The sequence below is a fragment of the Saccharopolyspora terrae genome, from assembly GCF_004348435.1.
Classification (GTDB): Bacteria; Actinomycetota; Actinomycetes; order Mycobacteriales; family Pseudonocardiaceae; genus Saccharopolyspora; species Saccharopolyspora endophytica.
This window is the reverse complement of the sequence record NZ_SMKS01000076.1, coordinates 1-24,566: the sequence shown is the minus strand read 5'-3', so window position 1 is coordinate 24,566 and position 24,566 is coordinate 1. Positions and strand designations below refer to the sequence as shown.

29 protein-coding genes, 2 tRNA genes and 1 pseudogene are annotated in these 24,566 nt (G+C 69.5%); 9 read left to right on the top strand and 23 right to left on the bottom strand.

The window, feature by feature from the left end; genetic code table 11:
* The 4 genes and pseudogenes from E1181_RS27375 to E1181_RS31885 all read left to right on the top strand — a co-directional run.
* Window positions 1–132, top strand: a pseudogene (locus E1181_RS27375) (IS481 family transposase); the annotation flags it as partial.
* Between the two features lie 443 nt (window positions 133–575).
* Window positions 576–776 (top strand): cold-shock protein, encoded by a 201-nt coding sequence (locus tag E1181_RS27370; RefSeq protein WP_132621185.1) that lies wholly within the window; start codon window positions 576–578, stop codon window positions 774–776.
* Window positions 777–870: 94 nt separating this feature from the next.
* Window positions 871–1,032 (top strand): hypothetical protein, encoded by a 162-nt coding sequence (locus tag E1181_RS31890; protein WP_207922347.1) that lies wholly within the window; start codon window positions 871–873, stop codon window positions 1,030–1,032.
* Between the two features lie 212 nt (window positions 1,033–1,244).
* Complete coding sequence (locus E1181_RS31885) at window positions 1,245–1,724, top strand: DMT family transporter (protein ID WP_207922346.1); 480 nt, start codon at window positions 1,245–1,247, stop codon at window positions 1,722–1,724.
* 137 nt (window positions 1,725–1,861) lie between these two features.
* Here E1181_RS31885 and E1181_RS27360 read toward each other — a convergent pair.
* The 3 genes from E1181_RS27360 to E1181_RS27350 form a co-directional block, all read right to left on the bottom strand.
* Window positions 1,862–1,936 (bottom strand) — tRNA-Ile (locus E1181_RS27360).
* 162 nt (window positions 1,937–2,098) lie between these two features.
* Window positions 2,099–2,395, bottom strand: a complete 297-nt coding sequence (locus E1181_RS27355; RefSeq protein WP_132679159.1) for a hypothetical protein — start codon at window positions 2,393–2,395, stop codon at window positions 2,099–2,101.
* 145 nt (window positions 2,396–2,540) lie between these two features.
* Complete coding sequence (locus E1181_RS27350) at window positions 2,541–2,747, bottom strand: hypothetical protein (RefSeq protein ID WP_132679158.1); 207 nt, start codon at window positions 2,745–2,747, stop codon at window positions 2,541–2,543.
* Window positions 2,748–3,491: 744 nt separating this feature from the next.
* Between E1181_RS27350 and E1181_RS27345 the strand changes: the two genes are divergently transcribed.
* The gene (locus E1181_RS27345; protein ID WP_408010764.1) at window positions 3,492–4,334 is read left to right on the top strand and encodes an SAM-dependent methyltransferase; all 843 of its coding nucleotides are present in this window, start codon (window positions 3,492–3,494) and stop codon (window positions 4,332–4,334) included.
* A gap of 131 nt (window positions 4,335–4,465) precedes the next feature.
* Complete coding sequence (locus E1181_RS27340; RefSeq protein WP_235877086.1) at window positions 4,466–5,614, top strand: magnesium and cobalt transport protein CorA; 1,149 nt, start codon at window positions 4,466–4,468, stop codon at window positions 5,612–5,614.
* 1 nt (window position 5,615) lies between these two features.
* Here E1181_RS27340 and E1181_RS27335 read toward each other — a convergent pair whose 3' ends face one another.
* The 6 genes from E1181_RS27335 to dnaG all read right to left on the bottom strand — a co-directional run bounded on the left by E1181_RS27335 (window position 5,616) and on the right by dnaG (window position 10,009).
* Window positions 5,616–5,849 (bottom strand): DUF4177 domain-containing protein, encoded by a 234-nt coding sequence (locus tag E1181_RS27335; protein ID WP_235877085.1) that lies wholly within the window; start codon window positions 5,847–5,849, stop codon window positions 5,616–5,618.
* A 43-nt stretch (window positions 5,850–5,892) separates the two neighbouring features.
* Window positions 5,893–6,462 carry a thymidine kinase gene (locus E1181_RS27330; RefSeq protein ID WP_132679155.1) on the bottom strand — a complete coding sequence of 190 codons (570 nt, stop codon included), beginning with the start codon at window positions 6,460–6,462 and terminating at the stop codon, window positions 5,893–5,895.
* Window positions 6,463–6,564: 102 nt separating this feature from the next.
* A tRNA-Asn gene (locus E1181_RS27325) sits at window positions 6,565–6,637 on the bottom strand.
* A gap of 112 nt (window positions 6,638–6,749) precedes the next feature.
* Window positions 6,750–7,511: a trans-aconitate 2-methyltransferase gene (locus E1181_RS27320; RefSeq protein WP_132679153.1), complete on the bottom strand. Its 762-nt coding sequence runs from the start codon at window positions 7,509–7,511 to the stop codon at window positions 6,750–6,752.
* Between the two features lie 81 nt (window positions 7,512–7,592).
* Window positions 7,593–8,120 (bottom strand): hypothetical protein, encoded by a 528-nt coding sequence (locus E1181_RS27315; protein WP_235877084.1) that lies wholly within the window; start codon window positions 8,118–8,120, stop codon window positions 7,593–7,595.
* A complete protein-coding gene (gene dnaG, locus E1181_RS27310; protein ID WP_132679151.1) occupies window positions 8,117–10,009 on the bottom strand; it encodes a DNA primase in 1,893 nt (630 codons plus the stop codon). Before dnaG ends, E1181_RS27315 begins: the two co-directional genes overlap by 4 nt.
* A gap of 69 nt (window positions 10,010–10,078) precedes the next feature.
* On the opposite strand from dnaG, the gene E1181_RS27305 reads away from it, so the two are divergent.
* A complete protein-coding gene (locus E1181_RS27305) occupies window positions 10,079–10,969 on the top strand; it encodes a sigma-70 family RNA polymerase sigma factor (RefSeq protein WP_132679149.1) in 891 nt (296 codons plus the stop codon).
* Here the strand turns inward: E1181_RS27305 and E1181_RS27300 are convergent.
* From E1181_RS27300 to E1181_RS27275, 6 genes are all read right to left on the bottom strand, one after another.
* Window positions 10,966–11,532, bottom strand: coding sequence for a carboxymuconolactone decarboxylase family protein (locus E1181_RS27300; RefSeq protein ID WP_132679147.1), 567 nt, complete (start codon window positions 11,530–11,532; stop codon window positions 10,966–10,968). The two genes, E1181_RS27305 and E1181_RS27300, sit on opposite strands and share 4 nt — an antisense overlap.
* A gap of 79 nt (window positions 11,533–11,611) precedes the next feature.
* Window positions 11,612–12,703, bottom strand: a complete 1,092-nt coding sequence (locus tag E1181_RS27295; RefSeq protein ID WP_132679145.1) for a serpin family protein — start codon at window positions 12,701–12,703, stop codon at window positions 11,612–11,614.
* Window positions 12,704–12,958: 255 nt separating this feature from the next.
* A complete protein-coding gene (locus E1181_RS27290) occupies window positions 12,959–13,144 on the bottom strand; it encodes a hypothetical protein (RefSeq protein ID WP_093420954.1) in 186 nt (61 codons plus the stop codon).
* A 175-nt stretch (window positions 13,145–13,319) separates the two neighbouring features.
* Window positions 13,320–14,594, bottom strand: coding sequence for a deoxyguanosinetriphosphate triphosphohydrolase (locus tag E1181_RS27285; RefSeq protein WP_132679143.1), 1,275 nt, complete (start codon window positions 14,592–14,594; stop codon window positions 13,320–13,322).
* Between the two features lie 250 nt (window positions 14,595–14,844).
* The gene (locus E1181_RS27280; protein ID WP_235877083.1) at window positions 14,845–15,498 is read right to left on the bottom strand and encodes a YdcF family protein; all 654 of its coding nucleotides are present in this window, start codon (window positions 15,496–15,498) and stop codon (window positions 14,845–14,847) included.
* Between the two features lie 88 nt (window positions 15,499–15,586).
* Window positions 15,587–16,972, bottom strand: a complete 1,386-nt coding sequence (locus E1181_RS27275; protein ID WP_132679141.1) for a glycine--tRNA ligase — start codon at window positions 16,970–16,972, stop codon at window positions 15,587–15,589.
* A gap of 182 nt (window positions 16,973–17,154) precedes the next feature.
* On the opposite strand from E1181_RS27275, the gene E1181_RS27270 reads away from it, so the two are divergent.
* Window positions 17,155–17,610, top strand: a complete 456-nt coding sequence (locus E1181_RS27270; RefSeq protein WP_132679140.1) for an ArsR/SmtB family transcription factor — start codon at window positions 17,155–17,157, stop codon at window positions 17,608–17,610.
* Window positions 17,607–18,032, top strand: a complete 426-nt coding sequence (locus E1181_RS27265) for a Fur family transcriptional regulator (RefSeq protein WP_132679138.1) — start codon at window positions 17,607–17,609, stop codon at window positions 18,030–18,032. The genes E1181_RS27270 and E1181_RS27265 overlap by 4 nt, the downstream gene beginning before the upstream one ends.
* A gap of 200 nt (window positions 18,033–18,232) precedes the next feature.
* On the opposite strand, the gene E1181_RS27260 is transcribed toward E1181_RS27265, so the two are convergent.
* From E1181_RS27260 to era, 8 genes are all read right to left on the bottom strand, one after another.
* The gene (locus tag E1181_RS27260; protein ID WP_132679136.1) at window positions 18,233–18,934 is read right to left on the bottom strand and encodes a TIGR03943 family putative permease subunit; all 702 of its coding nucleotides are present in this window, start codon (window positions 18,932–18,934) and stop codon (window positions 18,233–18,235) included.
* Complete coding sequence (locus tag E1181_RS27255) at window positions 18,934–19,878, bottom strand: permease (protein WP_132679164.1); 945 nt, start codon at window positions 19,876–19,878, stop codon at window positions 18,934–18,936. The genes E1181_RS27260 and E1181_RS27255 overlap by 1 nt, the downstream gene beginning before the upstream one ends.
* Window positions 19,879–20,070: 192 nt before the next feature.
* Window positions 20,071–20,496 (bottom strand): hypothetical protein, encoded by a 426-nt coding sequence (locus E1181_RS27250; protein WP_132621155.1) that lies wholly within the window; start codon window positions 20,494–20,496, stop codon window positions 20,071–20,073.
* 3 nt (window positions 20,497–20,499) lie between these two features.
* Complete coding sequence (locus E1181_RS27245) at window positions 20,500–21,330, bottom strand: isoprenyl transferase (protein WP_132679134.1); 831 nt, start codon at window positions 21,328–21,330, stop codon at window positions 20,500–20,502.
* A gap of 61 nt (window positions 21,331–21,391) precedes the next feature.
* Window positions 21,392–22,204 (bottom strand): DNA repair protein RecO, encoded by an 813-nt coding sequence (gene recO / locus E1181_RS27240; protein WP_132679132.1) that lies wholly within the window; start codon window positions 22,202–22,204, stop codon window positions 21,392–21,394.
* A gap of 133 nt (window positions 22,205–22,337) precedes the next feature.
* The gene (locus E1181_RS27235) at window positions 22,338–22,778 is read right to left on the bottom strand and encodes a DUF2752 domain-containing protein (RefSeq protein WP_235877082.1); all 441 of its coding nucleotides are present in this window, start codon (window positions 22,776–22,778) and stop codon (window positions 22,338–22,340) included.
* A gap of 3 nt (window positions 22,779–22,781) precedes the next feature.
* Window positions 22,782–23,507: an RDD family protein gene (locus E1181_RS27230; protein WP_132679130.1), complete on the bottom strand. Its 726-nt coding sequence runs from the start codon at window positions 23,505–23,507 to the stop codon at window positions 22,782–22,784.
* Window positions 23,508–23,629: 122 nt separating this feature from the next.
* Window positions 23,630–24,535 carry a GTPase Era gene (gene era, locus E1181_RS27225; RefSeq protein ID WP_132679128.1) on the bottom strand — a complete coding sequence of 302 codons (906 nt, stop codon included), beginning with the start codon at window positions 24,533–24,535 and terminating at the stop codon, window positions 23,630–23,632.
* Window positions 24,536–24,566 lie beyond the last annotated feature (31 nt).

The following is a 24,566-nucleotide window of genomic DNA, read 5'->3' as shown; positions in this document are numbered from 1 at the left end:
TACAGCACCGAGACCCAACGGCGCGCCGCCTTGCCCGGCTGGCTACACGGCTACAACCATCACCGCCACCACACCAGCATCGGCGGCCCACCCGCCAGCCGCGTAACCAACCTCTCAGGTCAGTACACCTAGGCGTCCTGGATCGCCGCGGCACCAGCGGTTTCGGGCGCACCCCTCGGCCACCGGCCCCGCGGCGCCTCAGCGCCTCCTGGGGCGGCCCGTGCTGGGACCGCAGCGAGCGACGGGACTCCACGAGGCGGAATTCTCGCGGCCGTCCCGGCGCGCCGAAGAATTTGTCAGTCTGCACTGAAACGGAAAAGCCTGTTCACGGCTTCACACGTTCCCCCAAAAGAGTGGACAGCCCGATGTCCGATGAGCCCGCCGCGGGTGGTGTGTAAGCTTGGCCCTGGTCGTTGTTTTTCTGGGTTCGTGTTTGCGCACGCTCGCAGGATGTGATGCGAGCGAGCAGCTTGTCCGTGGTTGTAGCTGGAAAGCCGCCGTTCGAGATCCCCGGCCCGGGCTCCCACGAAGTGTGGGCTCCCGTCAAACGCTCCAGCTCCCAGGAGGAGACAGACATGGCACAGGGAACTGTGAAGTGGTTCAACGCTGAAAAGGGCTTCGGCTTCATCGCCCCCAACGACGGTGGCCCGGACGTCTTCGTCCACTACTCGGCCATCGACGCCAGCGGGTTCCGCAGCCTCGAAGAGGACCAGCAGGTCACCTACGAGGTCACCCAGGGCCCGAAGGGCCCGCAGGCCAGCTCGGTTCGCGTCTGAGCCTCGCACGCATGAATGCCGCCGGCTGCTCGCCTTCGGGCGAGCAGCCGGCGCGCTGCTATCAGGAAGGTTTCTCATAACCACCGCAACACCCGTGTCCTCCGGGACACCGGCACCCAGGCAGGCCGCTCCGGACGAGATCGCCCCGGTCCAGTTCGTCGAGCCAGAGCCCGCCGCCATCGAAGAGCACGCACAACCGGTCGCCGATCACAGCGAAGCCGGAATGCTCGATCTCCGCAGCCCCTTCACCGCGTAGACCGCGCCGAAGCACCCCCGAGGCGCTCGATCTCGACGAACTCCTCCCGACTCCGTTCACTGCGCCTGCCCGGTTGCCGTCTTCAGCACGTCGCTGCCAAGCAGTTGCGCTCGAGCGGCAACGTCGATCCCAGCAAGGGTTCTCGGCAACGGGCCCACAGTGGACGAAGAGCCGGCGGTGTCTTCGAGACCGGAACGACAGGTTCGGCCCCGGTGGCGGGCACGGTCCACGCGGTTCTGGCCGCGCTGTGCTGCTCGGGGTTCCTGTTCCTGCTGCGTCGCGGTGGCCCCGACCGACCCCTGGTCCAGTCCTATCTGATCATCATGGCTTCGGCTGCCGCGTTCGCGGCAGTGACCGGCACGATGTGGGGCGGTTTCGACGCGGCACCGGGCTGGGAACCGCTCGGCTGGCTCGCCCTGACCGCCCTCTGCGGCCAGGTGCTCGGCTGGCTGCTCGTCGCCGCGGGAAGCCCCCGGTTGCGCGTCGAGGTGGGCTCCGCCCTCCTGCTGCCCACTCCCGTCGGAGCTCTCCTGCTGGGCGCCGTCGCGCTCGGAGAGGTGCCCTCGTCCCTGCAAGTCCTCGGATGCGCCCTCGTGCTCGGCAGCGCCTACCTGGTCGCTGCCGGCAACGACCGAGAACCCGGACCCGACGATCTCGCGCGACTCGGAGCTTTCCGCCCGCGACATCGCTGATCGGCTTGAGCCCGCGAGGATCTCGACGCCGCAGAACACCGGATCAGAGATCAGGTGGTTCAGGAATTGAAGTGCGGGGAAAGTGTCGAGATGATCTCTCCGCCCTTTCCCCGCCACATGTTTCACCTGCGAATACGTGGGGCAGGTGGGACTTGAACCCACGACCTGACGGATTATGAGTCCGCTGCTCTGACCAGCTGAGCTACTGCCCCGTGGGGTGCTCGGTATCGGCGATCGTATCGAGGGCGTCACAGAGCGAGGTCGCCGGGTGTTCCCGCCGGACGGCCCATCGTGATAATGGGCGGAACGGCGGAAAAAGCAGCGCATCGGGGTTGCGTCGGTTGGTCTACCGATCTTCGCGAGCGGAGTCGGAATCAGCACTCCGACGGATCGATCGCACCGCGTTGGCACAGGTGAGCGCGTTGTTGTTCGCCGCTGGTCGGTTCTTGGCCGCAGGCCGTGCCACATTGCAGATATCCCGGCAGCTCGTCATATTCCTCGACGGAGTGCGGGTATCCGGAATCTTGCTGGAATTGCTGGAATTCTTCGCCGGCGGTCCCCCGCTCCACGCGCGACTCGGTCGGGGCGGGCGGCGGGGTCATCTCGGTCGGCGCGCCCTCGCAGGCGAGCAGCGCCACCGCGAGAGCAGTGGTCGCGATCGGTCTGCTCATCACCGCTCCTCCGCCTCGGACGCACCAGGGACGCACGAGTATCAGGGGCGCCGCGGCGGCCCGCGACCGCAGTGATCGGCCCGGGCATGATGAAGGCCCGGCGCCTGTGGGGTGCGCCGGGCCTTCGAAGGAGCTGCCGATCTCTTCAGCCGAGCAGGCGGAAGATGTCGAACGCCCCCGAAAGTTGACCGATGATCGCGATGGTGGCCATCAGCGCCCCGAGCGCGGCCACCGTCAGCACGGACATGATGATCAAGTACACGACCGCCTTGATCGGTTTCGGCAGCTTGCTCACCGAATCCAGATCGGGCAGCGTGAAGTGCGGTTCCTTGCCGATCCCTGGTGCGGACATCTGACTCCCCCGTCCCTTGTCAGTTCCCTCGGACGACCACCTTCATTCGAGGGACGAAGCGCGAACGGAAAACCGTTGCGCCAAATCGCATCACGAATTCGTCTCGGTCGGAAATCGATCGAATCATCCAACGCGGTCGGCCCCTGCGGCTCCGCGCACCGCGAGGGCTTGGCACGAATCATCCGCACCAGAACCGTCGGCCGCGAGCCGAATCAGGACGTCATCGCGCGTTTCGACCCTGGATCGTTATCCGGCCGGCGGTCCGCGGCGTGCGGACCGGCGATGCTGGTGGACCGGGGTGCCGCCACGCTGGAACACCGCCGCCCACACCAAGATTCTCGCATCCGCCACCTTTGATCTTCGTCCGGGTGGCACTGCGCCGAAACCGCCGATCGGGCATCGAACAACGTTCGCGATCGCACCCCGATTCGCGTTCGGAATCGATCGACCTGGTTCGAATGCGAATTCGAGGAGAGAACTCCCGGGGTCGGGAACGAGCGTCACCGATGCGATTCCGCGATTCTTCCGAGCCCTGCGAGCAACATCGCCGGACCGCCGGAGGGAATGCGGTCGTCCGTCCGGGGCTCCCGCTAACCGGAAGGGATTCAACCTGATGGGTGCATGACCGGACACCTGTTCGGTGGCAGACTACGGCCGCAAGTGAGCGTGACGTGATCGCTACGATGAGTTACGGCAGTACGCGTACCGCGAAGGGGTTGAACCGTGAGTCAGTCGAAGGCGGAGATGTTCGCGCCGGAGGGCGTGGACCTGGAACACCCCAACGTCGCCCGGGTCTACGACTACTACCTCGGCGGACGGGCCAACTACGCGGTCGACCGCGTCTTCGGTGAGAAGGCGTTGGAGCGCTACCCGTTCGTCGCTCCCGCTGCCAAGGCCAACCGCCTGTTCTTGCACCGCGTGGTGCGCTACCTCTGCAAGCAGGGGATTCGGCAGTTCATCGACATCGGTTCCGGCGTCCCGACGATGGGCAGCACCCACCAGGTCGCCGATGAGCTCGTCGACGACGCCAACTGCGTCTACGTCGACAACGAGCCGGTGGCCGTCGCGCACTCGCGCATCCTGCTCGAAGAGGAAGAGGTCACCGACAGGCACTGCGTGCTGCACGCCGACCTGCGCGAACCCGACGAGCTGTGGAAGCAGATCGAGGACAGCGGCGTCATCGACGTCGAGCAACCGGTCGCGTTACTCCTGATCGCCGTCCTGCACGTGACCCAGCCCGGCCCGAACGGCGAGGACATCGGCCCGCAGTCCGTCGCGCGCTTCCGCGAGTTGATGCCCGAGGGCTCCTACCTGGTGATCACCCACGGCACCGCCGACGACGTGCCGGACAAGCGCAAGCGGGAGATGGCCGAGTTCGGCAAGATGTACGACAAGTCGGCGACACCGGTGATCTGGCGTCCGCACGACGAGATCGAATCCTTCTTCGGCGACTACGAACTCGTGGAGCCGGGCTGCACCTGGACTCCCCTGTGGCACCCGGAGGAAACCGGTGAGAACGCGCCCGTGATCGAGTTCGACAGCCCGAACGATTCGGTCGTCTGGGCGGGAGTCGCCCGCAAGCCCTGATCAGCACCGCACGCAGCCGCCGCGACCCGCTGGTCGCGGCGGCTGTGACGTCTGCCCGGAACCAGCACGCACCTGGCGCCGCTGGGTACGCTCGAAGCGATCACCTGGCCCGACGACCTCGGGAGGTCCCCGTGCCCGAATGGCGCCCCCGCCCGCTGCGCAGGCGCGGCCGGCATCCCGAGCCGGTGACGCCCCATCGGGAATCCGCGCCCGAGCACTCGATGGACCCCCGCGCCGCCGACGAGCGGCCGCTGGCCGACCGGCCGCTGATCGACACCGCCATCTACCGCCACGGCGTCCGCATCGCCACTCCGGAGAGCCTCGGCGAGACCTACCGGCAGCTTCCCGGCGCGGACGGGACGATGGCCTGGATCGGCCTGTACCGGCCGGCCGAAGAGGAGCTGCTGGCCGCCGCCGACGAGTTCGACCTGCACAAGCTCGCGGTCGAGGACGCGATCGTCGCGCATCAGCGGCCGAAGATCGAGCGGTACGGGGACACGTTGTTCGTCGTGCTGCGCGCGGCCACCTACCTCGACGACGTCGAGGAGGTCAGCTTCGGCGAGCTGCACCTGTTCGTCGGTCCGAACTTCGTGCTCACCGTCCGCCACGGCCAGGCCCCCGACCTGTCCGTCGTGCGGCGGCGGATGGAGACCGACCAGGACCTGCTCCGTCGCGGTCCCGAAGCCGTGCTCTACGCGGTGCTCGACCACGTCGTGGACGGGTACGCGCCGGTCATCGCCGGGCTGCAGAACGACATCGACGAGATCGAGACCGAGGTCTTCGACTCCGAGCCGCACGTGTCGCGGCGCATCTACGAGCTGTCCCGCGAGGTCATCGAGTTCCAGCGCGCGACCCGGCCGCTGCTGGCGATCCTGCGCAGCCTGGAGGCCGGGTTCGAGAAGTACCAGATCGACGAGGAGCTGCAGCGCTACCTGCGCGACGTCGCCGACCACGCCACGACCGTCGCCGAGCGCGTCGACGGGTTCCGGCAGATGCTCGACAACATCCTCACCGTGAACGCCACGCTGGTCACGCAGGCGCAGAACGAGGAGATGAAGCGCATGACCGAGGCCAGCTACGCGCAGAACGAGGAGATCAAGCGGATCTCCTCGTGGGCGGCGATCCTGTTCGCCCCGACGCTGATCGGCACGGTCTACGGGATGAACTTCGACGTGATCCCGGAGCTGCACTGGTCGCTGGGCTACCCGTTCGCGCTCCTGCTGATGCTCATGGTCTGCCTCAGCCTCTACGCCATCTTCAAGCGCCGGAACTGGCTCTAGCTCAGACCTGGCGCTCGAAGGTCACCAGCAGTCCCTCGACGCCTCCCGGACCCACGCGGCCCCGCACGTCGGCGCCGGTGATCGCCTTGAGCTGCCAGCCCTCGCCCGCGTGGTCGTTGAGCACCTTCTCCAACTTGTCACCGGACATCTTGCCGCCGAGCCACTTCTCGCGGAGCTCCACGACCTTGTACTCGTACGCCACGACGACTCCCCCGTTCCCGAACGTCTTGCCCACCGGTGAACGCTCCGCTCTCCTGGGGAGTTCCGCGCGCCAGCGGTCACTCGAACGTGCCGACCTTGCGCAGATAGCAAGTGCCGCACATGGATTCGTAGCCGACGTCGCCCTCGATAGCGACCTGGCTGCCGTCCTGGGTGAACTCGCCGTTGACGGTGCGCGCGTTGAGCGTCGCCTTGCGACCGCAGCGGCAGATCGTCTTGAGCTCCTCGATGGAGTGCGCCAGCTCCATCAGCCGCAGGCTCCCCGGGAAGCCTCGGGTGCGGAAGTCGTTGCGCAGCCCGTAGGCGATCACCGGGATCCCGTCGAGCACCGCCAACCGGAACAGGTCCTCGACCTGCTCGCCGGTGAGGAACTGCGCCTCGTCCACGAGCACGCAGTCCGGCGCCCCCGCCGCCAGCACGACGCCCCGGACTGCGGTGTCGGCGTCGCAGACGAGATCGACCTCCCGCGTCACGTTGATGCGCGACAGCACCTCGGGACTCTTGGTGTCGATCTCGGGCTTGACCACGAAGACGCGCTGCCCGCGTTCGGCGTAGTTGTGCGCGACCTGGATCAGCGCGGTCGACTTTCCGGAGTTCATCGCCCCGTATCGGAAGTAGAGCTTGGCCACGACCGAACACGGTAGCCACACCCGAACACCCGGCCGACCCAGGCCCGCATCCCCGCGGGAGGTGTGAACGAAAAAGCCCAGACCGTTGGCCTGGGCTTTGCGCTCCTCCGACTGGACTCGAACCAGTAACCCTTCGGTTAACAGCCGAATGCTCTGCCGATTGAGCTACGGAGGAATGTTCTCTTGTAGTCGGCGCTCCCTCGCGCTGACGGGAACTACTTTAGCGGATGCCCGAAAGGCGTTTCACGGCACCCCCCGATTTTCTTCAGCACGAACATCTGTGCAGGTCACGCGCAGTGAGCGGCGACGAAGACCCTGCGGAACGGGAACCAGGTCACGCCGTCGGGCCGTTTCGGATAGGCGATCGAGAGGCGATGGGACAACTCGGTTCGGAACTCGGCCCACTCCTCGTCGTCCAATGCCGCTCGCACCGGGCGCAGAGCGGTCCCGCTCACCCACTCCAGGACCGGGTTGTCGCCGCGCAGCGCGTGCACGTAGGTCGTCTCCCAAGCGTCGACCTCGACGTCCGGATCGGCCAGCTCGTCGGCGTAGTCCAGCGGGCCGCGCACGACGTCGTCGTGGCGCAGCACCCCGTCGAGCTTGCCGCGCCAGCGCTGCTCCGCGGCCAGCTCGCGGATGGTGGCGTGCGACGGGGCGTCGAAGTTGCCGGGGACCTGGAAGGTGAACCAGGCGCCGCTGGGCAGCTCGGACAGCCAGCGGTGCAGCAGTTCGACGTGATCCGGGATCCACTGCAGGACCGCGTTGCACAGCACGACGTCGGTGTCCGGCTGCGGCTTCCAGTCCCGGACGTCCTCGACCCGCGCGGGCACGCCCCGCGAGCGGGCCTCGGCGACCATCTCCTCGGAGGAGTCCAGCGCCTCCAGCTCAGCGCGCGGCCAGCGGCCGGTGAGCAGCGAGGTCAGGTTCCCCGCACCGCATCCGAGATCGACGACCCGCCTGGGACTCTCGGCGCGCACTCTGGCGATCAGGTCGAAAGCCGGGCGGTCGCGCTGATCGCTGAAGGTCAGGTACTCGCCGGGATCCCACATGCCGCCACCTCCGCTAGCAGTACGCCCGTACCGTATACCGGGCGTTCGATCGCGTCGAGGACGGTTCGAGGTGGAACGAACTCAGGAAGGCAGGTCGCGGGACTGCCGCAAGCTCTCCACCAGCGCGCCGACCAGGCGGTCGAGCGCCGGTTCGTCCGTGCCCTGATCGGGCCGGATCTGCAGCTCGATGCCGTTGCGCCCGGGAACCTTGCGCTGGATGAACCAGGCGCCACCGCCCGGCAGGTCCCGGTGATGGCGGGACCGGATCGAGCGGTTGACGCGCTCGTGGACCACGTCGGGCAGCCGGCTCTCGCCGGTCAGCACCAGGCGCTGAGGCCGCAGGTCGCGCAGGTAGACCGCACCGTCGACGTGCCGGGTCTCCTCGGCCTCGGTCACGGTCAGCACGCCACCGCCCCAGGCCGCCTTGCTGATCAGGTGCCAGCCGACCCTGCGACCCTCCGGGAGCCAGAGGCCCAGGTGGGTCGCCACCACCGAGCCGTCCTCGCAGGGCCCGACGGACAGGACGTGCTCATCGGGGTCGAGGCTGCCCGGGAAGTCCGCCGGGACCTCGGCGGTTCCGCTCAACTTCGCCAGCAGCCTCTTGATCACAGAGTCGTTCCCATCGCCTGGTCCAGCAGTGCCTTGCGGTAGCCCTCCAAGGCGACCATGTCGCCGAACAGGGCGTTGTACTCCTCGGCGTCCTCCAGCGGCGACATCCGCTGGACCTTGGACTTGATGTCCGCGATCTGCCTGCTGACCAGCCGTTCTTGCAGCCGGGCGATGATCGCGCTCACGTAGCGCGGGTCGTCCTCGGTGGTCCACTCCAGCGCCTCGACCGCCAGCTGCGTGCACAGCCGGGCGCCGATCTGGCTCTCGCACTGCTGCGCGACCGCGTCGACCAGGCCTGCCCCGCTCAGCCCGGAGGCCGTGCCGCCCGCGGCCAGCAACGCCTTCTGCACCTCGGCGTAGACCGGCTCGGTGAACGCCTCGGCGGGCAGCGAGTCGTAGAGCGGACCGGCCAGGGCCGGGACCTGCAGAGCCGCCTTGATGGCCTCCCGCTGCAACCAGCGGGGATCGTGCCTCGGCGGGCGCTGCGGCAGCTCGACGTCCATGCCCAGCGACTGCTGGTTCTCCTCGCGGCGCGGGCGGCGCTGCTTGCGGACCGGGGCGCCGGAGCTCTCCCGAACCCGCTTGACCACCTGGTTCTCGTCGTTCCAGCCCGCCCACCAGGCGAGCCGGGCCGCGTACCCGTCGCGGCTGGCCGGGTCCTTGATCTGGGCGATCAGCGGGACCGTGCGCTTGAGCGCGGCGACGCGGCCGTCCACGGAGTCCAGGTCGTAGTCGGTGAGCAGGCTGCGGATGGCGAACTCGAACAGCGGCCTGCGCCGGGCCACCAGGTCGCGCACGGCAGCGTCGCCCTGGGCCTCGCGCAGCTCGCACGGGTCCATGTTGTCCGGGGTGATGGCCACGTAGGTCTGGCCGGCGAACTGCTGCTCACCGTCGAACGCCTTCATCGCCGCCTTCTGCCCGGCCTCGTCGCCGTCGAAGGTGAAGATGACCTCGCCGCGGAAGGCGTCGTCGTCCATCATCAGCCGCCGCAGCACCGAGATGTGCTCGTCGCCGAACGCGGTGCCGCAGGAGGCGACCGCGGTGGGCACGCCCGCCAGGTGCATGGCCATCACGTCGGTGTAGCCCTCGACGACCACGGCCTGCCTGCGCTTGGCGATCTCGCGCTTGGCGAGGTCGATGCCGAACAGCACCTGCGACTTGTTGAAGATCGGCGTGGCGGAGGTGTTGACGTACTTCGCCTCGATCGGGTCGTCGTCGAAGATCCGCCGCGCGCCGAAACCGACGACGTCACCGCCGAGGTCCTTCAGCGGCCACAGCAACCGCCGGTGGAAGCGGTCCATCGGACCGCGCCTGCCCTCGCGGGACAGGCCGCACTTGATCAGCTCGTCGACCTCGAAGCCCTTGGTCAGCAGCAGTTTCGTGAGCTTGTCCCAGCCGCTGGGCGCGAAGCCGCAGCCGAAGCGCTGGGCGGCGGCCTCGTCGAAACCGCGCGTGGTCAGGTACTCGCGGGCCGGCTGGGCCTCGGGCGAGCGCAGCTGCTCGGCGTAGAACTCGGCGGCGAGGCGGTGCGCCTCGACCATGCGCGAGCGGCTGCCGCGGTCGCGCTTCGGACCCGGCGTGCCGCCCTCGTACTGCAGCTGGAGACCGACCCGGTCGGCCAGCCGCTCCACGGATTCCACGAAGCCGAGGTGCTCGATCTTCATCATGAAGGCGATCACGTCGCCGCCCTCACCGCAGCCGAAGCAGTGGAAGGTCCCGTGGCTGGGGCGGACGTTGAACGACGGCGTCTTCTCGTCGTGGAACGGGCACAGGCCCTTCTGCGCGCCACCACCGGCGTTGCGCAGAGCGACGTACTCGCCGACCACGTCGTCGATCCGGTTGCGATCGCGCACCTCGGCGATGTCGCTCTCCCGGATCCTGCCTGTCACGTCACCCAGTCTAGGGCCAAAGAGATCGGCCACGACCGGGTGTCCGCTCGGTGCGGCAGAATCGATCGCGTGAGGCCTGACACCAGCACGCTCGCCGCGGAGTTCGACCGGCACCGAAGCCGCCTGATCGGCCTCGGCTACCGGCTGACCGGACGACTCGCCGACGCCGAGGACGCTGTGCAGGACGCCTGGCTGCGGCTGACCGACACCGATCACGACGAGATCCGCGACCTGGGCGGCTGGCTGACCACCGTGGTGAGCAGGCTGTGCCTGGACCGGATGCGCTCGGCCGCCGTGCGGCGCGAGAGCTACGTCGGCCCGTGGCTGCCGGAACCGCTGGTGAGCGCCGTGGATTCCGATCCGGGTGACATCGTGGCCGGTCAGGCCGACCTGCGGATGGCGGCGATGCGGGTGCTCCACGAGCTGCCGCCGGACCAACGGCTCGCGCTGGTGCTGCACGACGGCTTCGAAGTGCCCTTCGCCGAGATCGCCGAGGTGCTGGGGTGCAGCGTCCCCACCGCGCGCCAGCACGCCTCGCGGGCGCGCCGGGCGATGGTCGACGCCGCCCCGCCGGAGCGGGTCCCGCTGCCCGAGCAGCAGCGGGTGCTGGAGGACTTCCTGACCGCGGTGGCCGCCAAGGACCTCGCCGCGCTCACCCGGCTGCTGCACCCCTCGGCCACCGTCTACGGCGACAGCGGCGGCAAGGCCCGCACCGCGCGGCGGCCGGTCGTCGGCGCCGACAAGGTGGCGCGCTTCGCCGTCGGGCTCATCGACAAGTACGGCGCCGAGCTGCTCGGCGCGGCGCGCCCGGTGCTGGTCAACGGCGACTTAGGCGTGATGCTGCCGGGCGACGACGCCGAGGTGGCACCTCGGGTGTTCACGCTGGCCGTCCGCGACGGACGGACGGCGGAGGTGTTCGACATCGTCAACCCGGACAAGCTGACTCGCGTGGAGTTCTAGGGCATCGGCACTCGGCAGGCTTCTCCGCTGGTGAAGCCCTGCGCGGTCAGGCCCAGCGCGTGGTTGATGCGGGTGCGCTGGTTCTCCACGGCGATCATGTAGGTCAGCTCGACCATCCCCTTGTGGCCGAGGCGCCGGTCGAGTTCGGCGACCTGCTCGTCGGTGACCTGCATGGGCTGCTCGGTCATCGCGTCGGCGTAGGCGATCACCAGCCGCTCCATCTCCGAGTACTTCTCCGAGGTCTGGTAGTCGTCGATCTCCTTGAGGCGGTCGACGTCCAGGCCCTCGTTGCGCTGCAACATCGTGCCGAAGTCGACGCACCACGAGCAGCCGATCTTGGTGGCCACCCGGTAGACCGCCAGCTCGCGCAGGTTCGCCGGCAGCGCCTTGGCCGCCTTCTCCACCGCCATCTCCGACAGGCCGGTGGCCATCATCAGGCCCTGGTGGTGCGCGACCACGGCCAGCGGATCCAGCACCGCGCCGTAGCGGCGCCGGGAGAACCGGTAGGTGAGCCTGGTCAGCAGGTTCGCTTCGCTGGTGGGCACGCCCGGAATGCGCGGCATGTGCTCGCTCCCTCCTCGCCACCCCGGTTTTCGGGGTTCGTCACCGGAGTGACGAGACAGGTCGCCGGAGCGTGACAGCTCAACTCGGATCGGTGATGCGGGCCAGGAAGTAGAGCGCACCGCTGTCGCGGTGGCGCACCAGGAACAGGAACGGGCGGTCCACCTCGACGCGCACCGGTTCGGGTTCCCGGACGACGGCGGTCAGCCGCATCATCATCGCGGTCGCCGCAGCGCCTTCCAGGCCCGCTTCGTCGACGTCGAGCACCGACTCGTGCAGCACCTCCGAAACGCGCAGCGACCGGTCGGTCAGCGGGGTGAAGTCGGCGGCCGGGGTGAACAGGTCCCGCACGCCCAGCTCGCCGAGCGGTTCGGTGAGCTCCGCGCCGCCGGAGACCTTGAAGCGCGGCAGGAACAACTCGACCTTGCGCTGCTCCAGCGCGCCGAGCAGACCGGTCAGGCGCTCGGTGGTGAGCCCGGCTTCGGCGGTGGCCAGGTCGTCGTCGGGGAGCAGGACGACCGCTTCCACTCCCCCGGCGGCCGGGAGCCCGATCGCCTGCCAGCCGTCGGCGGCGGCGTGGCCGAGGGTTCGCGCGGCGGTCATGGTGGGCACGTCGCGCTCGCTGTCAGGGGCGTGGAACGGGCGCTGGGTGGTCTTGGTCTTCTCGAACGCCTCGCGCCAGGAGACCTTCAGGTAGAGGGCGTTGACCAGGGCCGCGACGGTCTGCGGGTGGACCGCACCGGTCGGCAGCAGCTCCGGGATGAGGTCCCGGGTCGTCTCGGCGACGTCGGCGTTGATCAGCTCGCGGGCCGTTTCCGGGTCGTCCTGGAACGGGGCGTTGCGCACCGCGCTGCCGGGCCAGTCCTTGAGCGCCAGCCGGTAGGACTCCTCGATCGGCAGGTCCGCGTGCGCCCAGAGGGTGTTGGCGACCGCCAGCACCGGCTGCTCACCCGAAGCCGGGGAGAGCTCCGCGGCCGAGCCCAGCAGTTCCAGCAGGTTCGCAGGCTCGTCGCGCAACGCGGCGACGAGCTCTTCCCTGGTGTTGCCACCGGTCGCGGTGGCCGCCAGCCCGAGGGCGCTGCTCACCGAGTACGGCGACCAGCAGAAGGTCTTGGTCGGCGGCGGAGCAAGCTTCTCGTGCAGTGCCAGGGCGAAGTCGAGGTGATCGTTCACGTCCGCAGGGCTCCGTTCCGCGTCGAGGAGACTCGGGCTTGATCCCGAGTCTGCCAGAGCGCGGCGCGCGGGCCCGTCCGCGAACGCTCCCGGCTTCTAGCCGGATTTCCCGTTCCGCTGCCGGTCGGCGCACCCGCGGGTGCTGACACGCCTTCTGCTGAGCGCTCCGTGCCTGCGACAGGAACGGCTGCGCGGAGTCCAGAAGGCGTGTCAGGTTCCGCTGCCCGAGCGAACCGACCGGCAGAAGCGGGAGGGTCAGCGGAGCGATTCCTCGATATCGCTCAGGCCCATGAGGCGGAGCTCCTGGGCGATGTACTCGGCGGCTCGCTGGCCCGCGGGGTCCTGCCAGCGAAGATCTTTGATCCAGTCGGCCAGGTTGTCCGCGTTGACGTACGGCTCGCCTCCGACGACGAGCTTCTGGATGTAGTGCCGGTTGCGCATTCGGGGTCTCCTCGCGGCCCGGCGTCGGGGGAACGACGGGCCGCCGCCGCTCGGCTCGGGATGCCGCGCGGTACGGGGATCAGGGCACATGCCGCCAACAGAACTGCCGGTCGACACTCTGGGTGAGGATTGTCCCCGACGACCCGAGATCCATTCACCCCCATTCGGATTAACGTCACAATGGTTTGGACACGCTGTGTACATGGCGTTCATGCCAGATCACAGCCTGCGCATCCGTCAACGACGCGACCTGGTCCAGAACCACCCGATATCGGGACGAATCGTCCGAAGCTCGCATCCAGGCATCGCGCATCACCGGATCGAGTGAATCCGGTGCGCTCTCGCTCAGCGCCTCCACGAGCTCGGCCAGCCGCTCCCGCTGCCTGGCCTGCATGCGCCGCCGGTCGCCGTCGTGCAGCACGTAGCGCACCGCCATCGCCTTGAGCACCGTCACCTCGGCGACGGCCCTCTCCGGCAGCACCAGGTCCGCGCGGTAGCGGGTCAGCCCCGGCCCGAAGCGCGCCACCGTGCCGCCGACCGCCGCGGCCACGAAGCGGCCGACGAGCTCGCTGGTCAGCCGCTTCAACGCGACCTGCGCCGAGAGCGTCCCGTCGTAGTCGAGGATCGCGGCCACCACCGGCCAGCGCACCAGCTCCTCGGCCGCCTGCTCCAGCAGCGCGGTCTCGCCGCTGCGCAGGAACCGGTCGTCCGCCAGCTTCGCGATCTGGGCGCGCTCCTGCGGGTCGGTCAGCGCCCGCAACGAGATCCGCCCGGAGATCACCGCGTCCTCGACGTCGTGCACCGAGTAGGCCACGTCGTCGGCCCAGTCCATGATCTGCGCCTCCAGGCAGCGCCGGTGATCCGGCGAGCCGTCGCGCAGCCACTCGAAGACCTCCAGGTCGTCGTCGTAGACGCCGAACTTGATCTCACCGGGGCGCTTGCGCCACGGGTACTTCGTCGCCGCGTCCAGGCAGGCGCGGGTCAGGTTCAGGCCGCGCCCGATCTCGCCGGAATCGGTGACCTTCGGCTCCAGCCTGGTGAGGATCCGCAGCGTCTGCGCGTTGCCCTCGAACCCGCCGTGCCCGGCCGCCAGCTCGTTGAGCGCGCGCTCACCGTTGTGCCCGAACGGTGGGTGCCCGATGTCGTGGGCGAGACCGGCGGTGTCCACCAGATCGGGGTCGGCGCCCAGCGCGCTGGCGATGCCCCGCCCGATCTGCGCGACCTCCAGCGAGTGCGTCAACCGGGTTCGCGGCACGTCGGCGCCCTCGTTCGGCCCCATCACCTGCGTCTTGCCCGCCAGTCGGCGCAACGCGGCGGAGTGCAGCACGCGAGCGCGGTCGCGCGCGAACGGGGTGCGGTCGTCCGGATGCGACGACGCGGCCTCCTTCGGCGACTCGGGGTGCAGCCGCTGGAGGTCGTGCTCGCCGTACCCGACCAGTTTCGAGCTCATCGGAGTGAGGCTAAGCCCCGAACATGACATTTCCACGCCACAACCCCGACAGGGAGGTCAACTGGGAGGCGATAGCCGTGCTTCAGGTGTGGGACTCAGCCGGCACCGCCGCGGGTTCTGAGGCGGTTCTCCTGTGAGGACGTGTCGACGCTGTGTATTGGGCATACATGAGTCGGCGCGCCCGGAGCAGGAGGGCCGCCTCAGAACCCGCCACCCGCACCGCCACGCAGAACGACCACGGAGACAACGCTCAGCCGAGGCCGTCGCCGTTGAGTTCTGCTGGGGCGTGCGTGAGCCGGTAGAAGAGCAGGGCGCCCGTCTCGCGGACGATGTACTTCATCTGGATCTCGCGGGTCTGCACCACCGGGCCCGAGCGAGCCGGGGAGGCCCACGCGTCGAGTCCCATGTCGTTGGCCATGGTCCTAGCCCGCAGCGAGTGCCACGGGTCGCTCACGATCAGCGCGCTGTCCCAGCGGCGCTGCTCGGCCAGGTCCGACACCGCCTGCATGCTGCCGAGGGTGTCGCTGCCGACGTCGACGTCGACGATCTTGTCGCGCGGAACGCCGTTGTCCACCAGCCAGTTCTTGCCGGCCTGCGCCTCGGTGTAGGCGTCACCGGCCTTGCGGCCGCCGACGGTGACGATGTAGTCGGTGAGCCCGTCCTCGTAGAGGCCGAGGGCCTGCTCCAGCCTCGCTTCGAGGATGTCCGACGGTTTGCCGTGGTACTGCGCGGCACCCAGCACCACCACGATGTCCACCGGCTGCCGGTCGTCCGCGCGCGCCTCCTGCCACACGCGGACCGCCGTACCGCCGACCACCAGGATCGCCACCAGCAGCGCGCCGACCAAGGCGCGCGAGAGGATGCGACCGGTCCGAGACCGGTGGGCGGGATGATGTGCGCTCACCGGGGCATCTTCGCAGATCCCCCACAGGCCGCTAGCGGGCCGGGCCCGCAGCGAAACCGACCTGGTGCTCCGGACTTCCGCATCGGGCTCAGCAGCCGATCAGGCGGGCGCCCAGGTACTCCTCCAGCTTGTCGATGGCCACGCGCTCCTGGCTCATCGTGTCCCGCTCGCGCACCGTCACGGCGTGATCGGACAGGGTGTCGAAGTCGACCGTCACGCAGAACGGCGTGCCGATCTCGTCCTGCCGCCGGTAGCGGCGGCCGATCGCACCGGCGTCGTCGAAGTCGACGTTCCAGTTGCGGCGCAGCGTCGCGGCCACGTCGCGGGCCTTGGGCGAGAGCTCGGCGTTGCGCGACAGCGGCAGCACCGCGGCCTTCACCGGGGCCAGGCGGCGGTCCAGCTTGAGCACGACGCGCTTGTCCACTCCGCCCTTGGCGTTGGGCGCCTCGTCCTCGGTGTAGGCGTCGATCAGGAACGCCATCATCGGACGTCCCACGCCCGCCGCCGGCTCGATCACGTACGGCCGGTAGCGGGAGTTGCTGGCCTGGTCGAAGTAGGTCAGGTCGATGCCCGAGTGGTTGGAGTGCGTGGTGAGGTCGAAGTCGGTGCGGTTGGCGATGCCTTCAAGCTCGCCCCACTCCTGACCGCCGAAGCGGAACCGGTACTCGATGTCCACGGTCCGCTTGGCGTAGTGCGACAGCTTCTCCTTCGGGTGCTCGAACTCCCGGAGGTTGTTGGCGTCGATGCCCAGCTCGGTGTACCAGCTCATCCGCTGGTCGATCCAGTACTGGTGCCACTGCTCATCCTCGCCGGGCTCGACGAAGAACTCCATCTCCATCTGCTCGAACTCGCGGGTCCGGAAGATGAAGTTGCCGGGCGTGATCTCGTTGCGGAAGCTCTTGCCGATCTGGCCGATGCCGAACGGCGGCTTCTTGCGCGCGGTGGTCATCACGTTGGCGAAGTTGACGAAGATGCCCTGGGCGGTCTCGGGCCGCAGGTAGTGCATCCCCTCCTCGGACTCCACCGGTCCCAGGAAGGTCTTGAGCATCATGTTGAACTCGCGCGGCTCGGTGTACTGGCCGCGGTTGCCGCAGTTCGGGCACGGGACGTCGGTGAGATCGTCCTCGGTGACCTCCTTGCCGGTGCGCTCGGAGTACTCCTCGGCGAGCTGGTCGGCGCGGAAGCGGCGGTGGCAGGAGGTGCACTCCACCAGCGGGTCGTGGAAGGCGCCGACGTGGCCGGATGCCTCCCACACCTGGCGGGGCAGGACCACCGAGGAGTCCAGGCCGACGACGTCGTCGCGGCCCTGCACGATGTTCTTCCACCACTGGCGCTTGATGTTGTCCTTGAGCTCGACGCCGAGCGGTCCGTAGTCCCAGGCCGACCGGGTACCGCCGTAGATCTCGCCGGACGGGAAGACGAATCCTCGGCGTTTGCAGAGGCTGACGATCGTGTCGATCTGGTCGGCGGGCACGTTCAACTCCGGAGATTTCACTGGAAACACATCGAACCAGCCGTTCGAGCTGGAGTTTCCCAGCGTACCGATGGCGCGGGTTCCGCATCCCGGCCGGGCCGTGAGCGCTGCGGGACCGCCCGCTCGCGGCGGGTGACCGCACCGGCATCGACCGATCGGGGCGCGCACCTGCTACCCGTAGGATGGTCAGCGTGGAACGTCATGGCGTGGCCCCCGGCCAGAGCAGCGCTCCGCGTCCGGACCGGCCGGAGGACCACGTCCACTCGCCGGACCGCGACGTGCGGCCGGTGCCGGTGCGCGACCAGCGGGTCCTGCACGACGCGGGTGAGCTGCTGCGCGCGCTGGCCGCGCCGGTGCGCATCGCGATCGTGCTGCAGCTGCGCACGTCGGAGCGCTGCGTGCACGAGCTGGTCGACGCGCTGGGCGTGGCGCAGCCGCTGATCAGCCAGCACCTGCGGGTGCTGAAGTCGGCGGGCGTGGTGTTCGGCGAGCGGCACGGCCGGGAGGTCATGTACCGGCTGGTCGACGAGCACTTGGCGCATATCGTGGTGGATGCGGCGACGCACGCCGAGGAGACCGCCCGCGCACGGACGGGCGACCAAGCGGACGACGGCGGACAGGAGACGGAGACAGCGTGACCACCGGCCAGGAGCCCACCGTAGGCGTACCGGGACTGCGCGCCACCAAGCAGCGGGCTGCGGTCTCGCAGTTGCTCGACCACGTCAACGACTTCCGCTCGGCCCAGGAGCTGCACGAGGAGCTGCGGCGACAGGGCGAGGGCATCGGTCTGACGACCGTGTACCGAACGCTGCAGACGCTCGCCGACGCCGGCGAGGTCGACGTGCTGCGCACCACCTCCGGCGAGGCCGTCTACCGGCGCTGTTCGAGCCACCACCACCATCACCTGCTGTGCCGCCACTGCGGTCGCACCGTCGAGGTCGCCGACCCGCCGGTGGAGAACTGGGCCGAGCGCATCGGCCAGGAGCACGGCTTCTCCGACGTCAGCCACACGGTCGAGATCGTCGGCACCTGCCCCGACTGCACTGCGAAGGGCCTCTAGGGCTGTTGCAACATGCGGCGGAGCCGCATTCTCTTGCACCACCCTGGCCACTTGCACCGCCGCGGGTTCTGAGCGGCTTCGTGGCGAGTACGCCGGGACGCCGTGTATTGGACATACATCAGGAGCGGCGCACGGAGTCCACGGAGCCGCTCAGGTTCCGCCACCCGCACCGCCGAGCAGGCTGACCACCCACCATCTTCCTAGTACTCGTAGGTGTCCGGTGGGGTTGGGATCTGCTGGATCGTGATGGGGTCGACCGTGGGGACGTAGTCGTTGGCTTCGGTGGCCGTGCCTGGGCGGAGGCGGCCGGTGATCTCGATCCAGGTGTCGGCCGGGAGCCCTTCGGCCCGCGGACTGGCGAGGTCGATCTTGACCGCGGTGGCGTCGGCCGCGCAGCAGCTGATCCGCATCCTGGCCAGCTGGGTGGTCTCCGGCGTCGGGTGGACGACGAATCCCTGCAGGCGGACGGTTCGGTGGTTGAGCTCGCCGGTGTCGTCCCAGACCACGCGGGTCAGGAACTCCGACATCCTCAGCATCGGCGCCTCACCGGGTGGCAATGGGGGGAACCGGGCCTGGCTGGGGGCAGCAGGTGCGCCTGCCGCGCGGTCGCGGGTGACCGAGTCCGAGCCCAGCGCGGGCGGGGCGATCAGGAAGATGGCGAACACCGGCAGCAGCAGCATCCAGGGGCTTCGGCTCCCGTGCTCGTGCTGGTCGGTGGCCTGCCCGGCGCGGATGTCGCGGACGATGGCGAACCCGGCGAGCCCGATCATCACCAGTCCGGCGACGATCAGCCACGGCTGCAACGAGGGTTTGACGTAGCGCAGGTAGTCGCCGGTCAGCGAGATCTTCAGCAGCGCGCCGCCGAGCAGCACCAGCAGGATGTTCTGGCTCTCCCGCCGCATCACGCACCTCCGAGCAGCGCGGCGCCCACGACGCACGCGCATCCGATCGCGACCAGGAACGTCGCCGGTGCGAAGCGGGCGGCGAAGCGGCGACCGAAGGCGCCGGACTGCAGCGCGATCAGCTTCAGGTCCACCGCTGGACCGACCACCAGGAACACCAGCTTCGGCAGCAGCGGCAGGCCGGGCATGGAGGCGACCACGAACGCGTCGGCCTCGCTGCACAGCGCCAGCACCACGGCCAGCACCGCCATGACCAGCACGCCGAGCACGATCTGACCGCCCAGCGTCTCCAGCCACGCGGCGGGCACCAGGACGTTGAACACCGCCGAGGTCAGCCCGCCCAGGACCAGGAACCCGCCGGCCTCCACCAGGTCGTGCCGCGCGGACTCGGCGAACACCGCCCACCTGCTGCCCTCGGCCTGGTGCGCCTCGACGCGGCGCAGCGCGCGCTCGGCCAGCCACTCGGCACGGCCGAGCTTGGCCCACAGCCAGCCCATCACGCAGGCGGTCAGCAGCGAGCCGAGGAAGCGGGCGGGCACCATCCACGGGTCGGCGGGGAACGCCACCGCCGTGGAGACCAGGACGACCGGGTTCACCGCCGGTGCGGCCAGCAGGAACGCGAGCGCGGCGGCCGGGGCGACGCCCTGCTGCATCAGCCTCCGCGCCACCGGCACCGAGGCGCACTCGCAGCCGGGCAACGCCACGCCGGCGAGCCCGGCGACCGGCACCGCCGCTCCCGTTCTCACCGGCAGGGCGCGGTGCAGCACGCGCGGTGGCACGAACGCCGCGATCAGGCCGCTGACCAGCACGCCGAACACCAGGAACGGCATCGCCTGCACGCACACGGCGACGAACACGGTCGATCCGGTGCGCAGCGCGGGCACGTCCAGGACGGCGGCCAGCTGCGGCTGGAAGATCACGGCCAGCACGAGCAGCCCGCACATCACCTCCAGCGAGGTGATCACGGGACGGCGCGTCCGCGGCTGCTCGGCGATCTCGGTCACGGGCGCAATCGTGCCAGTGCCGCGGGGGCATCGTGGCGGGCTCGGTCCCCGATGTGACGAAACCCCAGTTCACCCGGGGTTCCGACACACCACGGCATCACCCGCGCGGGTGCTCCCGCTCGGGTGGAAAGGTCAGACCGTGCCCTCGGACTCCGCGAGGAGCTCCGAGCGCAGCTGCGACGCCGTGGCGACCACCAGCATCAGCAGGGTGCCCAGCGGCGACGGCTCCATGCCCTCCGCCGGGAACGCGTACCGCAGCGTCACGTCCACGCCCCGCTCGGTGCGCACGACGCCGAGCGTGCCGAACAGCCCCTGGCCCGCGCGTTCGGCGACGGACTGCGCCAGCTCGTCACCCGCGGGCAGGTCCCACGCGACCACGCAGGTCAAGCTCAGCACGGTCAGGCCCTCGGCCAGCTGCATGGCCTGAACCGCGCACGGCACCTCGGAGTGCCTGAACGTCAGCGCGCCGTCGTCGTCGACGTGCACGTCGTGGTAGTTCTCGAGCGCTTCCTTGGCCGCGGTCATCAACCGCGCGGTGGTAGCGGCCTCTTGGGTCATCAATTAGCCCTCCTGGGCCGACGTGGCTGTCGCCGACCGATCGATTGCACCGCCGAATCGGCGGTCCCGGCGCGCGTACTGCTCGCACGCCTGCCAGAAGTGCGTGCGATCGACGTCGGGGAACAGCGTGTCCTGGAAGACCATCTCGGCGTAGGCGGACTGCCAGAGCAGGAAGTTCGACGTCCGCTGCTCACCCGACGGCCGGATGAACAGGTCCACGTCCGGCATCTCCGGCTGGTAGGTGTACTTGGCGATCGTGCGCTCGTCCACCCGTTCCGGGTTGATCTTCCCGGCGGCCGCCAGCCGCGCGATCTCCCGCGCGGCGTCGCCGACCTCCGCCCGACCACCGTAGTTCACGCACATCGTCAGGTTGAGGACTTCGTTGCCAGCGGTTCGAACCTCGGCCGCCTGCAGGGTGTTGACCACGCTGCGCCACAGCTTCGGCTTGCGGCCCGACCAGCGCACCCGCACGCCCATCTCGTCGAGCTCGTCGACGCGGCGAGCGATCACATCCCGGTTGAAGCCCATCAGGAAGCGCACCTCTTCCGGGCTGCGCTTCCAGTTCTCCGTGGAGAACGCGTACAGCGAAAGCCACTTCACGCCGAGCTCGATGGCGCCCTTGGCCAGCTCCAGCACCACCGCCTCGCCGCGCTTGTGGCCCTCGACGCGCGGGAGCCCGCGCTCGTTGGCCCAGCGACCGTTGCCGTCCATCACCACCGCGACGTGGTTGGGCACGAACTCCGGCGGCAACGCCGGCGGCTTGGCCCCCGAGGAGTGCGGCTCAGGTGCCCGAACGGTCGGGTCGTCCTTGCCTCGCCCGCGGCGTCGCAACATATCCAGGTTCTCCTTCGGCGTGCTCGACGTGCGCGGCCATTGTCCCCGCCGAGCTCGATCCTCAGTTCAGCGGCTGCCCGCTCTCCCCGTCCGCGGCTCCGACCAGCGCCGCTTCCGAAGCGCGTTCGCGGATCAGCTCGGGCACGGTCCGCTCCACCAACGGCAACGACCGCAACTGCCGCTCCATGTACCACTGCAGGTGCGCGGCGACCAAACCGCTGGCCTCCCGGCGAACCGGGCCGGTGGCGGCCTCGGCGGTGTCCCAGTCACCGTGCAGCAGCGCCTCCATCAGCGGCAAGGTCAGCGCGGAGGGCCGGACCGAACCGGCGGGCCGGCACGTCGCGCACACCGCGCCACCGGCCTGCACGTTGAACGCGGCGTGCGGACCGCCCTGGCCGCAGCGAGCGCACTCGGTCAGCGCGGGAGACCAGCCGGCGAAGGACATCGCCCGCAGCAGGAACGCGTCGAGCACCTGCGAGGAATCGCGGTCCCGCCCGGACAGGGCGCGCAGCGCCCCGACGGCCAGCAGGTACAGGCGCAGCACCGGCTCGCCCTCCTCGGCGGCCAGCCGGTCGACGGTCTCCAGCACCGCGCAGGCCGCGGTGTAGCGCTGGTAGTCCTCGACGATCTGCACGCCGAAGGCGTCGACGGTCTGCACCTGGGTGATGACGTCGAGCGTGCGACCGGTGTAGAGCTGCACGTCGACGTGGCAGAACGGCTCGACCCTGGCGCCGAAGCGGGAGGTCGTCCGGCGCACGCCCTTGGCGACCGCGCGCACCTTGCCGTAGCGCCGGGTCAGCAGCGTGATGATCCGATCCGCCTCACCCAGCTTCTGCACCCGCAGCACGACCGCGGTATCCCGGTAGAGGCTCACCGGTCCATTTTCGCACTTCGGGGTGACGCCGCGACGCCGTGCATCGGCATACATCAGTCGTGGCCCCGGAGGCCAGACGGCGTGTCAGGTTCCGCCACCCGCACCGCCGAGCGAAGCAACTCCGCAACAAGCCTCAGAGGCGCAGTGCGGGGACGGCGTTGCGGACCACGACCCAGGCCACGACCACCGCCAGCAGGACCTGCGGTGACCAGCGCCAACGGGTCCACGTCGGCAGGCCGCGGCCGAGACGACCGGCGACCCACGCCGTCCAGGCCCAGGCGAGCAGCGGCAGGAGCAGCACGGCGAGAGCGTTGAAGTGCAGCGCTGCGGGGAGATCGCCGTGCAGGAGGCTGAACAGCATCCGGGTGCCACCGCAGCCCGGGCAGTCGAAGCCGGTCAGGAGCTTGATCGGGCACGGCGGCAGCGGGAGGCCGGAGTCCGAGGTGGGGTCGGCGGCCAGCACGAGCGCGGCGCCCGCGCAGCCCGCCAGCACCGTCGCGCCGGGCAGGCGCATCCGGTGGGAGAACAACGATGCCGGCGCGGGTCGTCCCGCACCGGCATCGACGTCAGTCAAGGGTCACCACTGCTGCGGCTGGCCGTAGCCCGGCTGCGGGGGCTGGCCGTAGCCGGGTGCCTGCGGGGTCTGCTGCCCCTCCGGGACCACGACCACGACGGTCTTGACGATCTTGTCCGCCCAGGTCTGCTTCTTGTCGTCCCACAGCGGGGCGAGCCAGCCGATGGGCAGACCGCAGATCGCCGAGTCCACGATGTGGCAGATCTGGCGCAGGAAGGCGTTGCCGAAGCCGATCGGCTGACCGGTGGCCTCGCTGACGGTCTTGATCTTGGCGACCTTCTGGCCGAGCGTCTGACCGGTGGTCCCGCGCCGGTAGCAGAGGTTCCAGATGGTGAACACCGCGAGCGCGAGGTAGGCCAGCAAGCCCACGATGAGCACGACGATGCCCGCCGTCTGCATCCCGCTCTCGCTGCCGGAGCTCGCGGTGCCCGCGATGACGCTCATCATCACGATGTAGAGGATCACGTAGGCGGCCCCCGGGATCGCGCCGTCGATCAGGTAGCCCAGCACTCGGGTTCCCCACTCGGCGAGCTGACCGGCCGGGTGCGCGCCCGGCGCGCCGTAGGGCTGCGGCGGGTACTGCTGCGGGTAGCCCTGCTGCGGCGGGTAGGGCTGCTGGGGCTGGGGGCCCGACGGCGGGCCGAAGGGCTGCTGCGGCTGCGGGCCCGAGGGCGGGCCGCCGTAGGGCTGCTGCGGACCGGACGGCGGGCCGCCGTAGGGGTAGTTCACGACAGAAGTCCTTTTTCCAGGTTTTTCGGGGAGTCTCCGGCCCGCTGCGAGGCCGACCGGAAACGTAGCTCAGACGTGCGTGCGTCGTGGGCGGTTCCGAAAAAGCCGACTGGAAAAAGTGATCAGAACCCCAGTTTGCGGAGCTGCCTGGGATCGCGCTGCCAGTCCTTGGCGATCTTGACGTGCAGATCGAGGTAGATCTTGCTGCCCAGCAGCGCCTGGATGTGCCTGCGCGCCTGGGAGCCGACCGTGCGCAACCGCTCTCCGCCGCGGCCGATGACGATGGCCTTCTGGCTGGAGCGCTCGACGTAGATCAGCGCGTGCACGTCGATCAGGTCGTCGCGGCCCTCGCGCGGGGTCATCTCCTCGACGGTGACCGCCAGCGAGTGCGGCAGCTCGTCGCGCACGCCCTCCAGCGCCGCTTCGCGGATCAGCTCGGCGATCAGCGTCGTCTCGGGCTCGTCGGTCAGCTCGCCGTCCGGGTACAGCTGCGGGCCTTCCGGCAGCTGCGAGACCAGCACGTCGGAGAGCTCGTCGACCTGGAAGGAGTCCTTGGCCGAGACCGGTATGAGCTCGGCGAAGTCCATCACCTCCTGCAGCGCCAGGAGCTGCTCGGCGACCTGCTGCTTGGGCACCAGGTCGGTCTTGGTGACGACGCCGACGACGGGGGTGCGGCGGGAGACCTTCTTGAGCTGCTCGGCGATGAAGCGGTCGCCGGGACCGACCTTCTCGTCGGCGGGCACGCAGAAACCGACGACGTCCACTTCGGACCAGGTCTCGTAGACCAGGTCGTTGAGCCTGCGGCCGAGCAGGGTGCGCGGGCGGTGCAGGCCGGGGGTGTCGACGATGATCAGCTGGGCATCGGGGCGGTGCACGATGCCGCGGATCGCGTGCCGCGTCGTCTGGGGCTTGCTGGAGGTGATCGCCACCTTCGTTCCGACCAGGCGATTCGTCAGCGTCGACTTGCCAGCGTTGGGCCGGCCGACGAAGCAGGCGAATCCGGAACGGTGGGCATCTTCGGAGGTCACCGCCCCATTGTGACGGTCCCCCGTCCCTGTC